The 13307-nt window shown below is 54.2% G+C and carries 13 protein-coding genes, 2 tRNA genes and 1 rRNA gene; 12 read left to right on the forward strand and 4 right to left on the reverse strand.

Features of this window, described 5'->3' with window-relative positions:
* The first annotated feature begins 49 nt into the window (after positions 1-49).
* The 3 genes from rrf to C0557_RS26660 all read left to right on the forward strand — a co-directional run bounded on the left by rrf (position 50) and on the right by C0557_RS26660 (position 382).
* Positions 50-165, forward strand: a 5S ribosomal RNA gene (rrf, locus tag C0557_RS26650).
* Positions 166-221: 56 nt separating this feature from the next.
* Positions 222-298, forward strand: a tRNA-Asp gene (locus C0557_RS26655).
* An 8-nt stretch (positions 299-306) separates the two neighbouring features.
* Positions 307-382: transfer RNA gene (locus C0557_RS26660), tRNA-Trp, on the forward strand.
* A 94-nt stretch (positions 383-476) separates the two neighbouring features.
* On the opposite strand, the gene hdfR is transcribed toward C0557_RS26660, so the two are convergent.
* Positions 477-1310, reverse strand: a complete 834-nt coding sequence (gene hdfR / locus C0557_RS26665) for an HTH-type transcriptional regulator HdfR (RefSeq protein WP_208662619.1) — start codon at positions 1308-1310, stop codon at positions 477-479.
* Between the two features lie 106 nt (positions 1311-1416).
* Here hdfR and C0557_RS26670 point away from each other — a divergent pair, with 106 nt between their 5' ends.
* On the forward strand, positions 1417-1755 hold the full coding sequence (locus C0557_RS26670) for a DUF413 domain-containing protein (protein WP_074779900.1): 339 nt from the start codon (positions 1417-1419) through the stop codon (positions 1753-1755).
* A 25-nt stretch (positions 1756-1780) separates the two neighbouring features.
* Here the strand turns inward: C0557_RS26670 and C0557_RS26675 are convergent, their stop codons facing one another.
* The gene (locus tag C0557_RS26675) at positions 1781-3301 is read right to left on the reverse strand and encodes a YifB family Mg chelatase-like AAA ATPase (protein ID WP_074779902.1); all 1521 of its coding nucleotides are present in this window, start codon (positions 3299-3301) and stop codon (positions 1781-1783) included.
* Positions 3302-3620: 319 nt separating this feature from the next.
* Between C0557_RS26675 and ilvL the strand changes: the two genes are divergently transcribed.
* From ilvL to ilvA, 7 genes are all read left to right on the forward strand, one after another.
* Positions 3621-3719 carry an ilv operon leader peptide gene (gene ilvL / locus C0557_RS26680; protein WP_015966468.1) on the forward strand — a complete coding sequence of 33 codons (99 nt, stop codon included), beginning with the start codon at positions 3621-3623 and terminating at the stop codon, positions 3717-3719.
* A gap of 86 nt (positions 3720-3805) precedes the next feature.
* Entirely contained in the window at positions 3806-3856 is a 51-nt protein-coding gene (gene ilvX, locus C0557_RS27715; RefSeq protein WP_202626166.1) for a peptide IlvX, read from the forward strand.
* A gap of 2 nt (positions 3857-3858) precedes the next feature.
* Positions 3859-5505 carry an acetolactate synthase 2 catalytic subunit gene (ilvG, locus tag C0557_RS26685; RefSeq protein ID WP_208662621.1) on the forward strand — a complete coding sequence of 549 codons (1647 nt, stop codon included), beginning with the start codon at positions 3859-3861 and terminating at the stop codon, positions 5503-5505.
* Positions 5502-5771 carry an acetolactate synthase 2 small subunit gene (gene ilvM / locus C0557_RS26690; RefSeq protein WP_007369196.1) on the forward strand — a complete coding sequence of 90 codons (270 nt, stop codon included), beginning with the start codon at positions 5502-5504 and terminating at the stop codon, positions 5769-5771. Before ilvG ends, ilvM begins: the two co-directional genes overlap by 4 nt.
* Positions 5772-5788: 17 nt before the next feature.
* Positions 5789-6718, forward strand: coding sequence for a branched-chain-amino-acid transaminase (gene ilvE / locus C0557_RS26695; RefSeq protein ID WP_208662623.1), 930 nt, complete (start codon positions 5789-5791; stop codon positions 6716-6718).
* Positions 6719-6905: 187 nt separating this feature from the next.
* Positions 6906-8756, forward strand: a complete 1851-nt coding sequence (gene ilvD, locus C0557_RS26700) for a dihydroxy-acid dehydratase (protein ID WP_208662625.1) — start codon at positions 6906-6908, stop codon at positions 8754-8756.
* A 2-nt stretch (positions 8757-8758) separates the two neighbouring features.
* Positions 8759-10303, forward strand: coding sequence for a threonine ammonia-lyase, biosynthetic (ilvA, locus tag C0557_RS26705; protein WP_090398681.1), 1545 nt, complete (start codon positions 8759-8761; stop codon positions 10301-10303).
* On the opposite strand, the gene ilvY is transcribed toward ilvA, so the two are convergent.
* Positions 10300-11190, reverse strand: coding sequence for an HTH-type transcriptional activator IlvY (gene ilvY / locus C0557_RS26710; protein ID WP_007369192.1), 891 nt, complete (start codon positions 11188-11190; stop codon positions 10300-10302). The genes ilvA and ilvY overlap by 4 nt on opposite strands.
* Before the next feature lie 156 nt (positions 11191-11346).
* Between ilvY and ilvC the strand changes: the two genes are divergently transcribed.
* Complete coding sequence (ilvC, locus tag C0557_RS26715) at positions 11347-12822, forward strand: ketol-acid reductoisomerase (protein ID WP_007369191.1); 1476 nt, start codon at positions 11347-11349, stop codon at positions 12820-12822.
* A 154-nt stretch (positions 12823-12976) separates the two neighbouring features.
* On the opposite strand, the gene ppiC is transcribed toward ilvC, so the two are convergent.
* A complete protein-coding gene (ppiC, locus tag C0557_RS26720) occupies positions 12977-13258 on the reverse strand; it encodes a peptidylprolyl isomerase PpiC (RefSeq protein WP_074779911.1) in 282 nt (93 codons plus the stop codon).
* Positions 13259-13307 lie beyond the last annotated feature (49 nt).

A 13307-nucleotide genomic window follows, 5' to 3' on the forward strand; every position in this document is an offset into this window, starting at 1 on the left:
TACAGATTAGACCGGTGTGCCCTTGGGGCATGGCGGTAAACAGAATTTGCCTGGCGGCACTAGCGCGGTGGTCCCACCTGACCCCATGCCGAACTCAGAAGTGAAACGCCGTAGCGCCGATGGTAGTGTGGGGTCTCCCCATGCGAGAGTAGGGAACTGCCAGGCATCAAATTAGCAAGTCAAACCGGGGCAACAAACCGGTGGTTGTAAAGAAATTCGGTGGAGCGGTAGTTCAGTCGGTTAGAATACCTGCCTGTCACGCAGGGGGTCGCGGGTTCGAGTCCCGTCCGTTCCGCCACCCTAATTAGGGGCGTAGTTCAATTGGTAGAGCACCGGTCTCCAAAACCGGGTGTTGGGGGTTCGAGTCCCTCCGCCCCTGCCAGAAACAATCCTTAGCGTTTGCTAAGGATTTTTTTTGCTTTTTTTTCAGCGGTTTTCATACAGAAGATGCCAGACTGGCATCTTTGCCTCATATTTCAATCAATCACTTTGATCTTTAAAAGATCTTTGATCTGGTTCTGTTTGTCGCTGTTCTGCAGCCAAATAGCGTAAAGCGGACGAGAAAGGGTCGTTGTATCCGCTACAAGATGTAATCCCTCTTTTTGTTCTGCCCACAACACCGGTAGCCAGGTGCAACCATTTAGCTGTGGCAACTGTTGATACGCGACTTCCGCAGAGCTGGTCGTTAATGTGGGTACATCGTCACTGGCGATCAACCCCGCTTCATGCTGCTGAAAATCAGCCCCCCACTCCAGTCGCAAGTAATGCAGTTCCGCTTTACTTTTACCTGGCTCAGCAGAATAAAGTGCGAGCGTAAAATGCCCCAATAGTTGGCTGCTGAATTCATCCATTTTCGGTGTTTCGGTGGTGATCAGCAGATCCAGTTGCCGCTCATGTAACTGTTTAACTAATGACTGACGTTGTGCAATGCGTGCTTCGAATTGCAGATTTCCCTGCAGATCATAGAGTCTGCTCAGCCAGTCACTAAGCATACATTCCCACAATGACGCACTGGCGCCGATAGAAAATTGGTGATGCCGCGAAGTATGTGCTACCTCTTTCCGCGCCGCCTGCCACGTACTCATAAGCGTCTCTGCATAAGGCAGAAGCTTCTCTCCAGCCGCCGTAAGACGGATATTATTACGGTGACGGGTAAAGAGATTAACCCCAAGCTGGTTCTCCAACTGGCGAATACGAAAACTCACTGCGGACTGTGTCAGATAGAGTGATTCAGCCGCCCGGCCGAAGTGACGAGTCCTGCTTACTTCCAGGAAAGTTTTTAGTAATTCCGTATCCACGGTTTTCTCCACAAAAATATTTGTCGTAATGATTTAAATGTTTTGTTTTACACTCTGTCAAGCGTAACTAATACTCCGCGCCATAAATAGCTCGGCCAAAGAATTAGGAGCGTGCAGGATGGCGGAAAGCTTTACGACGACGAATCGTTTTTTCGACAATAAAAATTATCCACGCGGGTTCTCGCGCCACGGTGATTTCACCATCAAAGAGGCTCAACTGCTTGAGCGTCACGGCTATGCGTTTAACGAGCTGGAGCTTGGAAAACGTGAACCAGTGACCGAAGAAGAAACGCAGTTTGTCGCAGTCTGCCGTGGAGAACGTGAACCCTACACGGAAGCAGAACGTGTCTGGCTCAAGTATATGGCCCGCATTAAGCGACCGAAGCGTTTTCACACCTTGTCGGGTGGAAAACCGCAGATGGAAGGCACGGAAGATTACACCGAGTCTGACGATTAAGAGAAAGGGGCTAAGGCCCCTTTTTTTACGTCAGCATATTTTGCAGATGAATGAGTAACCTGTCGATTGCGCGATAACTTAGTGCTTCTTGCAGGTGTGTTCGTTGTATCTCATCCTGCTGTTCCAGATCAGCAATGGTTCTTGCTACCTTCAGTAGACGTTGCCAGGCCCGTATGGAGAAACCCAGACGTGTTAACGTCTCTTCCAGCCACTCCCCATCCTCTTTTGCAAGCAAGCAGAACTGTTTTGTTTCGCTGCTTTCCAGTCGGGCGTTGAGCTTCTTCTGCCGTTGATGCTGACGAGCATGAGCCTGAATAACGCGTGAGCGTACGGCCTCACTGCATTCACCTTTCTGCTGGGGTTGACTCATTAACCCGGGAGCAGGCAGCGGTATTTCCAGCGAGAGATCAAACCGGTCGAGAAAAGGGCCTGATAACCTTCCCAGATATCGCAGTGTCTGTTCAGGCGTGCTGCGATTATGGTTACCCTGATAGTGCCCGGTTGGGCTGGGATTCATGGCCGCAATCAACTGAAAGCGCGCAGGATAAGTGATTTTTGCTCTTGTCCGTGAAATGTGAATCTGGCCTGACTCCAGCGGTTCGCGCAGGGCATCCAGTACACGTCGCTCAAACTCAGGTAGTTCATCCAGAAACAGCACACCGTTGTGTGCCAGCGAAATCTCACCGGGCCCTGGTAATGAACCGCCCCCAACCATTGCTGTCAGGGAAGCGCTGTGATGAGGCGTCCTGAATGGCCTTCGTCGCCAGTGGCGAATGAGGCTATTGCTGTTGAATACACTCATTACTGCTGCGCTTTCCAGCGCTTCCTGATTATTAAGCGGCGGCAATAATCCTCCCAGTCTACTGGCCAGCATGGTTTTTCCAGTTCCTGGCGGCCCTATCAACAATAAATTATGTCCACCTGCCGCAGTGATTTCTAAAGCGCGCTTCCCTTGTTGCTGTCCAATTACATCGCTCAGATCCTCGCTATGCCTCTCCTGGACACCCTCAAAAGGGGATGGAGGTGAGAGGGCATGTTTTCCCTCCAGAAAAGCGCATACCTCCTGCAAATGGGCGGCTATGCGGCAATCTTCTGTTTCAGCGAGGCTGGCCTCCGCTTCATTTTCCTGAGCAATGATGATGCGACGCCTGGCTTTCACTGCTTCCATGACACAAGAGATAGCGCCGGAGACTCCACGCAATGCGCCTGTAAGGGCAAGTTCACCTACGAACTCGTAGTCACTCAGCATTGGTGCTGTTAGTTGCTCTGAGGCCGCCAGAAGCGCAATCGCAATGGGTAAATCGTATCGTCCTCCTTCTTTTGGAAGATCGGCCGGTGCGAGATTGATCGTGATCCGCTTGGCCGGGAATTCATAACCACTATTGATGATCGCGCTGCGTACCCGATCGCGTGCCTCTTTGACGGTCGTCTCTGGTAATCCGACAATAGTCAGCCCAGGAAGTCCGTTGCTGATGTGCACTTCGACCGTCACCAATGGCGCAGTAACGCCAAGAGCCGCCCGGGTATAAATGACTGACAATGCCATAGTTCCTCCTTGCCATGGCCATTATCGGTTCGTTGCTTTTACCTTTCAGTATCGATATTGCGCATTTACGTGGCTGTTTCCGGTAATTTGCTGCAAGTTCATACCATTTTCATTGCGCTGGAAGAACGCTCGCAATATTGATTTCGCTGGGAAACCAGTGAAATATTTTCACTAGCGTTTTTTATTATATAAAACAATGAGTTTTTGCTGTCTTGCGAGCAAGAGCACAAAAGTGGTCATAAATTTTTCTTGTGTCTTGTCTGAAATCTGTGTTACCTCTTTAGGTATTCCTTCGAACATGAAGCAAGAACGAACAAACATGAAAGCCCTTCTACGAGTGATTAGCCTGGTCGTGATTAGCGTGGTGGTGATTATTATCCCACCGTGCGGGGCTGCACTTGGACGAGGAAAGGCTTAAAAAACAAGCCTTAACGAACTAAGACCCCCGCACCGAAAGGTCCGGGGGTTTTTTTATGACTTAAAAATATAAACGAGGAGCAAAGAATGAGTTGTAGCACAAAATTCTGTTTCTCCCGATATACGGCGGGGAACTGACTATGAATGGGGCACAGTGGGTAGTACATGCGTTGCGGGCACAGAAAGTGGATACGGTTTTTGGCTATCCGGGTGGCGCAATCATGCCGGTTTACGATGCATTGTATGACGGCGGCGTGGAACACCTATTGTGCCGGCACGAGCAGGGTGCTGCGATGGCCGCTATTGGCTATGCCCGCGCAACGGGTAAGACAGGCGTATGCATTGCGACATCCGGTCCGGGCGCTACCAATCTGATTACTGGCCTTGCCGATGCGTTGCTGGATTCCGTTCCGGTGGTGGCGATTACGGGCCAGGTTGCGGCTCCGCTGATGGGTACTGACGCTTTTCAGGAAGTGGATGTGTTGGGCTTGTCGCTGGCCTGTACCAAACACAGCTTTCTGGTTGAATCCCTGGAAGAGCTGCCGCGCGTAATGGCTGAAGCCTTCCATGTCGCCAGTTCTGGCCGTCCTGGCCCGGTTCTGGTTGATATCCCGAAAGATATCCAACTGGCGAGTGGCGATCTTGAGCCCTATTTCGCCACCGTTGATGACGTAATCTCCTTCCCACAGGAGCAGGTTGATCAGGCTCGCCAGATGCTGGCGCAGGCTAAAAAACCGATGCTGTATGTTGGCGGCGGCGTTGGCATGGCACAGGCGGTTCCTGCGCTGCGTGAGTTCCTGGCTGCAACACAGATGCCGGTAGTTTGTACGCTGAAAGGCCTGGGCGCAGTGGTACCTGAATATGCTTATTACCTCGGTATGCTGGGGATGCACGGTACTAAAGCGGCGAACTTTGCGGTTCAGGAGTGCGATTTGCTGGTTGCTGTTGGCGCGCGGTTCGACGATCGCGTGACCGGCAAGCTGAATACTTTTGCACCGCATGCAAAAGTAATACATATGGATATCGATCCGGCAGAAATGAGTAAGCTGCGTCAGGCGCATGTCGCGTTGCAGGGTGATTTGAATGCGTTGCTCCCGGCGTTGCAACAGGCGATGTCCATTGATGCATGGCGACAATACGCCGCAGACTTACGCCGCGAGCACGCCTGGCGTTATGACCATCCAGGCGAGGCGATTTATGCGCCGCTGCTGTTAAAGCAACTCTCCGAACGTAAACCGGCGAACAGCGTGGTGACAACCGATGTCGGGCAGCACCAGATGTGGGCTGCGCAACATCTTGAATTTGATCGTCCGGAAAATTTCATCACCTCCAGCGGTTTAGGTACGATGGGTTTTGGCCTGCCTGCGGCGGTTGGCGCGCAGGTCGCCCGCCCGGAGGATACGGTCATCTGTATCTCCGGTGACGGTTCCTTCATGATGAATGTGCAGGAACTGGGCACCGTAAAACGCAAACAGTTGCCGCTGAAGATGGTATTGCTGGACAACCAGCGTTTAGGAATGGTTCGACAATGGCAGCAGTTGTTCTTTAACGAGCGTTATAGCGAAACCACCCTGACTGATAACCCCGATTTCCTCACGCTGGCCAGCGCCTTTGGCATTCCGGGCCAGCACATCACCCGTAAAGACCAGGTTGAAGCGGCACTCGACACCATGCTTTCGAGCTCAGGGCCATACCTGCTTCATGTCTCAATCGACGAACTTGAGAATGTCTGGCCATTGGTGCCGCCCGGCGCCAGTAACTCACAAATGCTGGAGAAATTATCATGATGCAACATCAGGTCGCCGTTGAGGCTCGCTTCAATCCGGAAACGTTAGAGCGCGTGTTGCGCGTGGTGCGCCACCGGGGTTTTCAGGTATGCGCGATGAATATGGAAACCGCCAGCGATGCGCAGAACATAAATATTGAATTGACCGTTGCCAGCCCGCGGCCTGTCGAATTACTGTTTAGCCAACTGAGCAAACTTGTCGACGTTGCCCGGGTTGATATCCGACAACGCGCCACATCATCACAATCACAACAAATCCGCGCGTAAGCGCAAAAGGAAGAACAATGACGACGAAAAAAGCAGACTACATTTGGTTCAATGGCGAGATGGTTCGTTGGGAAGACGCGAAAGTTCACGTGATGTCCCACGCTCTGCACTACGGCACCTCTGTCTTCGAAGGCATCCGTTGCTACGACTCGCACAAAGGCCCGGTAGTCTTCCGCCATCGTGAGCATATGCAGCGTCTGCATGATTCCGCCAAAATCTACCGTTTCCCGGTTTCTCAGAGCATTGATGAACTGATGGAAGCCTGCCGCGAAGTGATCCGCAAAAACAACCTGACCAGCGCGTATATCCGTCCGCTGATCTTTGTTGGCGACGTTGGTATGGGCGTGAACCCACCTGCGGGCTACAGCACTGACGTGATTATCGCTGCGTTCCCGTGGGGCGCTTACCTTGGCGCAGAAGCGCTGGAGCAGGGGATCGATGCGATGGTTTCTTCGTGGAACCGTGCTGCGCCGAATACCATCCCGACAGCCGCAAAAGCGGGCGGCAACTACCTCTCCTCTCTGCTGGTCGGCAGCGAAGCGCGCCGTCACGGTTATCAGGAAGGTATCGCGCTGGATGTGAACGGTTATATCTCTGAAGGTGCGGGCGAAAACCTGTTTGAAGTGAAAGATGGCGTTCTGTTCACTCCGCCGTTCACCTCTTCTGCACTGCCGGGGATCACCCGCGATGCCATCATCAAGCTGGCGAAAGAGCTGAATATTGAAGTTCGCGAGCAGGTGCTGTCCCGCGAATCACTGTACCTGGCGGATGAAGTGTTCATGTCCGGTACCGCTGCTGAGATCACCCCGGTTCGTAGCGTTGATGGTATTCAGGTTGGCGAAGGTCGTTGCGGCCCGGTCACCAAACGTATTCAACAAGCATTCTTTGGCCTCTTCACCGGTGAAACGGAAGATAAGTGGGGCTGGTTGGATCAAGTTAATCCATAAATACCCGTCATACTTCAGGTTGTAGGTGTGTTGGCTGCACTCGTTCACCCCAGTCACTTACTTATGTAAGCTCCTGGGGATTCGCTCGCTTGCCGCCTTCCTACAACCCGAATTATTTAGGGTATAGCAAATAAATATGGGATGGCACGCACCACCCCATCGACAAGACAGACGGGAGTAAAAGAGCATGCCTAAGTACCGTTCCGCCACCACCACACACGGGCGCAATATGGCGGGTGCCCGCGCGCTGTGGCGCGCAACCGGGATGACCGACGCCGATTTCGGCAAGCCGATTATTGCTGTCGTGAACTCGTTTACCCAGTTCGTGCCCGGGCACGTTCATCTGCGCGATCTTGGTAAGCTGGTTGCAGAGCAAATCGAAGCCGCAGGCGGCGTGGCGAAAGAGTTCAACACTATTGCCGTCGATGACGGTATCGCCATGGGCCACGGCGGCATGCTGTATTCACTGCCCTCCCGCGAGCTGATTGCTGATTCTGTTGAATATATGGTGAATGCCCACTGCGCCGATGCGATGGTGTGTATTTCCAACTGCGACAAAATCACCCCGGGGATGTTGATGGCTTCCCTGCGCCTCAATATTCCGGTGATTTTCGTCTCCGGCGGCCCGATGGAAGCCGGGAAGACCAAACTCTCTAACCAGATCATCAAGCTGGATCTGGTTGATGCGATGATTCAGGGCGCAGACCCGAAAGTCTCTGATGACCAGAGTGACCAGGTGGAACGTTCCGCTTGCCCGACCTGCGGCTCCTGTTCCGGCATGTTCACCGCCAACTCGATGAACTGCCTGACTGAAGCGCTGGGGCTGTCGCAGCCGGGCAACGGTTCGTTGCTGGCTACTCACGCCGATCGCAAAGAGTTGTTTATCAACGCTGGCAAACGCATTGTTGAGCTGACTAAACGTTACTACGAGCAGGACGATGCTTCGGCGCTGCCGCGCGCTATCGCCAGCAAAGCGGCGTTCGAAAATGCCATGACGCTGGACATCGCAATGGGCGGTTCGACCAATACCGTTCTGCACCTGCTGGCGGCGGCGCAGGAAGCCGAAATTGATTTCACCATGAGTGACATCGATCAGCTTTCCCGCAAAGTTCCACAACTGTGTAAAGTCGCGCCGAGTACGCAGAAATACCATATGGAAGATGTTCACCGTGCGGGTGGCGTGCTGGGTATTCTGGGTGAACTGGATCGCGCAGGCCTGTTAAACCGTGATGTGAAAAACGTGCTCGGTCTGACGCTGCCGCAAACGCTTGAGCAGTATGATGTCATGCTGACCAAAGACGAAGCGGTGAAAGCCATGTTCCGCGCTGGCCCGGCAGGCATTCGCACCACACAGGCTTTCTCACAGAATTGCCGTTGGGACACGCTGGATGACGATCGCGCCGCAGGTTGTATTCGCTCGCTGGAACATGCATACAGCAAAGATGGCGGTCTGGCCGTACTGTACGGCAACTTTGCCGAAAACGGCTGCATCGTGAAAACCGCAGGCGTGGATGACAGCAACCTGAAATTTACCGGTCCGGCAAAAGTGTATGAAAGCCAGGATGCAGCCGTTGAGGCTATTCTCGGCGGCAAAGTTGTCGCAGGTGATGTGGTGGTGATCCGCTATGAAGGGCCGAAAGGCGGGCCGGGCATGCAGGAGATGCTGTATCCGACCAGCTTCCTGAAGTCGATGGGCCTGGGTAAAGCCTGTGCGCTGATCACCGACGGGCGTTTCTCTGGCGGGACATCCGGCCTTTCCATCGGCCACGTTTCCCCGGAAGCGGCCAGCGGTGGCAACATCGGGTTGATTGAAGATGGCGACATCATCGCTATCGATATCCCGAACCGTGGTATTCAGTTGCAGGTCAGCGACCAGCAACTGGCGGCGCGTCGTGAAGCACAGGAAGCCCGCGGTGATAAAGCCTGGACGCCGGTGGATCGCGAACGTCAGGTCTCCTTCGCGCTGCGCGCTTACGCCAGTCTTGCAACCAGTGCAGACAAAGGTGCGGTGCGCGATAAATCCAAACTTGGGGGTTAATGATGGCCGAATCCCAACCCCTCTCTGCCGCCCCCGAAGGGGCGGAATATTTGAGGGCAGTGCTGCGCGCGCCGGTTTATGAAGTGGCGCAGGTGACGCCGCTGCAAAAAATGGACAAGCTCTCTTCGCGCCTGGATAACGTCATTCTGGTAAAACGCGAAGATCGCCAGCCGGTGCACAGCTTCAAGCTGCGCGGTGCTTACGCGATGATTGCTGGGTTAACCGCCGAGCAGAAATCGCATGGCGTAATCACGGCATCCGCAGGCAATCACGCGCAGGGTGTGGCGATGTCCTCCACGCGCCTCGGCATCAAATCGCTGATTGTGATGCCAGTAGCGACAGCCGACATCAAAGTCGATGCAGTACGCGGTTTTGGCGGAGAAGTGCTGCTGCACGGTGCCAATTTCGATGAAGCGAAAGCCAAAGCCATTGAGCTGTCGCAGCAGCAAGGGTTCACGTTTGTCCCGCCGTTCGATCATCCGATGGTGATTGCCGGGCAGGGAACGCTGGCGCTGGAGTTGTTGCAGCAGGATGCGCATATCGACCGGATCTTTGTACCGGTCGGCGGCGGCGGCCTGGCTGCGGGTGTCGCGGTGCTGGTTAAGCAACTGATGCCGCAAATCAAAGTGATTGCTGTCGAAGCGGAAGATTCCGCCTGCCTGAAAGCCGCACTGGACGCCGGGCATCCGGTCGATCTGCCCCGCGTTGGGTTGTTTGCCGAAGGCGTTGCGGTTAAACGTATCGGTGACGAAACCTTCCGTCTGTGCCAGGAGTACCTCGACGATATCATTACCGTTGATAGCGATGCGATTTGCGCGGCGATGAAAGACCTGTTCGAAGATGTGCGGGCGGTTGCGGAACCGTCCGGCGCGCTGGCGCTGGCGGGGATGAAGAAATATATCGCCAAACACAACATTCACGGTGAACGGCTGGCGCATGTGCTCTCTGGCGCAAACGTCAATTTCCACGGCTTACGCTATGTTTCTGAACGCTGTGAACTGGGCGAGCAACGCGAAGCGCTGCTGGCGGTGACCATTCCGGAAGAGAAGGGCAGCTTCCTGAAGTTCTGCCAGTTGCTGGGCGGGCGTTCTGTTACCGAATTTAACTACCGTTTCGCCGATGCGAAAAATGCCTGCATTTTTGTCGGCGTGCGTTTGAGTCGCGGTCTGGAAGAGCGTCAGGAGATCCTTTCATTGCTGAACGACGGTGGTTACAGCGTGGTGGATCTCTCCGACGATGAGATGGCGAAACTGCACGTGCGCTATATGGTTGGCGGGCGGCCGTCGAAACCGTTGCAGGAGCGTTTGTACAGCTTCGAGTTTCCGGAATCACCGGGCGCGCTGCTGAAATTCCTGCATACGCTCGGCACGCACTGGAATATTTCGCTGTTCCACTATCGCAGCCATGGCACGGATTATGGCCGCGTGCTGGCGGCGTTTGAACTGGGCGATCACGAGCCGGATTTCGAAACCCGGCTCAATGAACTGGGTTATGACTGCCACGATGAAACGCATAACCCGGCATTCCGTTTCTTCCTGGCGGGTTAGTTGTTCGGCAGAATTTTCCAGAAGGCATCGATAAGCGGCTCATAGAGCCGCTTTTTTTGTACGCACACGCCAAGCTCGAACGGCGTTTTTTCATCGCTACGTTCGAGGATCATCACGCGATTACGCACCGGCTCCGGGCTATTCTCCAGCACCACTTCCGGGATCAGCGCCACGCCACACCCCAGCGCGACCATGGAGACCATTGCTTCGTGCCCGCCAACGGTCGCGTAAATGGCGGGATTGCTGATTTTGTGGCGGCGGAACCACAGTTCAATGCGCCGACGCACCGGCCCCTGATCGGCCATGATAAATGGCACTGTTGACCAGTCAGGCTCGGTTTGCGACACCTGGTTACGTACCGGACATGGCAGCGCCGGAGCAATCAGAACCACCGCCAGATTCTCCAGCATTGAAAACGCCACCGCGCCGGGGAGCGTTTCCGGCTTGCCGGCAATCGCCAGATCCGCTTCACCGGTGACCACTTTTTCCATGGCATCGGCAGCATCGCCGGTGGTGAGTTTGATCTCCACTGACGGATGTTCCGCGCGAAAGCGGTCGAGGATTGGCGGTAAATGGCTGTAGGCTGCGGTGACCGAACAGAACAGGTGCAGTTCGCCGGAGAGCGATGGGCCTTGCTGGTCTATCGAGTGGCGGAGTTGCTGATACTGTAATAACGTTTGTTGAGCAAAGGTGCGTAATTCTTCTCCCGCATCGGTCAGCGTGACGGTGCGGTTATCGCGTACAAACAGCGGTTGCCCAAGGTCTTCTTCCAGCCGCTGGATCTGGCGTGAAAGCGTGGAGGGACTGACATGCATGGCGCGCGCGCTACGGCCAAAATGACGGCTTTCCGCCAGATGCAGGAAGGTTTTCAGATCGCGTAAATCCATGAGACAGGCTCCACAAATTTACATTGCAAAAATTGCAATGTGACATTGTTAATATATCAATTTAAGCAACGCATTTCCTGTCATATAGTGGGTTCAATCTCGCGAATAAGCGAACTGAACAATAAGCACGACAACACAACATCATGAGGTCTTACCATGGCTAACTACTTTAATACACTGAACCTGCGCCAGCAGCTGGCGCAGCTGGGCAAATGTCGCTTTATGGCGCGTGAAGAATTTGCCGATGGCGCAAGCTACCTTCAGGGTAAAAAAGTGGTCATTGTCGGCTGCGGCGCTCAGGGTCTGAACCAGGGCCTGAACATGCGCGACTCCGGTCTGGATATCTCTTACGCTCTGCGTAAAGAAGCCATCGCGGAAAAACGCGCCTCCTGGCGTAAAGCGACCGAAAACGGTTTTAAAGTAGGCACCTACGAAGAGCTGATCCCGCAGGCGGATCTGGTTGTTAACCTGACGCCGGACAAACAGCACTCTGACGTTGTGCGCTCCGTACAGCCGCTGATGAAAGATGGCGCTGCGCTGGGTTACTCCCACGGTTTTAACATCGTCGAAGTGGGCGAGCAGATCCGTAAAGACATCACCGTCGTAATGGTAGCGCCGAAATGCCCGGGTACCGAAGTGCGTGAAGAGTACAAACGCGGCTTTGGCGTACCGACGCTTATCGCTGTTCACCCGGAAAACGATCCGAAAGGCGAAGGCATGGCGATTGCCAAAGCGTGGGCTGCGGCGACCGGTGGTCATCGCGCAGGCGTTCTGGAATCCTCTTTCGTAGCGGAAGTGAAATCTGACCTGATGGGCGAGCAGACCATTCTCTGCGGTATGTTACAGGCCGGTTCTCTGCTGTGCTTCGACAAGCTGGTGGCCGAAGGCACTGACCCGGCTTATGCCGAAAAACTGATCCAGTTTGGCTGGGAAACCGTGACCGAAGCCCTGAAGCAGGGCGGTATCACACTGATGATGGATCGTCTGTCTAACCCGGCGAAACTGCGTGCTTATGCGCTGTCCGAACAACTGAAAGGCATCATGGCGCCGCTGTTCCAGAAACATATGGATGACATCATTTCCGGCGAATTCTCTTCCGGCATGATGGCTGACTGGGCCAACGACGATAAAAAACTGCTGACCTGGCGTGAAGAGACCGGTAAAACCGCGTTTGAAACCGCACCGCAGTTTGAAGGCAAAATCAGCGAGCAAGAGTACTTCGACAAAGGCGTGCTGATGATTGCGATGGTGAAAGCGGGCGTTGAGCTGGCGTTCGAAACCATGGTGGCTTCCGGCATTATCGAAGAGTCTGCGTACTATGAGTCTCTGCACGAACTGCCGCTGATCGCTAACACCATCGCGCGTAAGCGTCTGTATGAGATGAACGTCGTGATCTCCGATACCGCTGAGTACGGCAACTATCTGTTCTCTTATGCCTGCGTGCCGCTGCTGAAAGAGTTTATGACCACGTTGCAAACCGGCGATCTGGGCAAAGCGATTGCGGAAGGCGCGGTTGATAACGCGCAGCTGCGCGATGTGAACGAAGCGATTCGCAACCATGCGATTGAGAAAGTGGGCCAGAAACTGCGTGGCTACATGACGGATATGAAACGTATCGCGGTAGCGGGTTAATACCCCGTCGTCTTTCGACCTGCGGATGCGTTGGCGGCGTTCGTACACCCCGGTTACTTCCGGGGATGTGCTTACTTGCCGTCTTCCCGTAATCCGAAATGGAAAGCAGTAACAAACGTAAGCCCGGTAAGCGTTAGCGCCACCGGGCTTTTTACTAGTTGCGGTACAGCACTTTTATGATGTGATAACCGAACTGAGTGCGCAGCGGGCCAGTTGGCTCCAGCACCGGGCAGGAGAACACCACTTTGTCGAACGCCGGTACCATCTGGCCCTGACGGAATTCGCCTAAGTGACCGCCTTTTTTACCTGACGGGCAGATAGAGTGTTTCTTCGCCAGTTTCTCGAAATCGCCGCCGTTTTTAATCTGCTCCAGAAGATCCTGTGCCAGTTTCTCTTCTTTAACAAGGATATGGAGTGCTGCTGCGGTTTTTGCCATGATCGTGCCTTGAGTGTGAGAGTTTACGCTGGCTATACTACCACGCTGT

The sequence above is a fragment of the Kosakonia sp. MUSA4 genome (assembly GCF_013085925.1).
GTDB lineage: Bacteria > Pseudomonadota > Gammaproteobacteria > Enterobacterales > Enterobacteriaceae > Kosakonia > Kosakonia sacchari_B.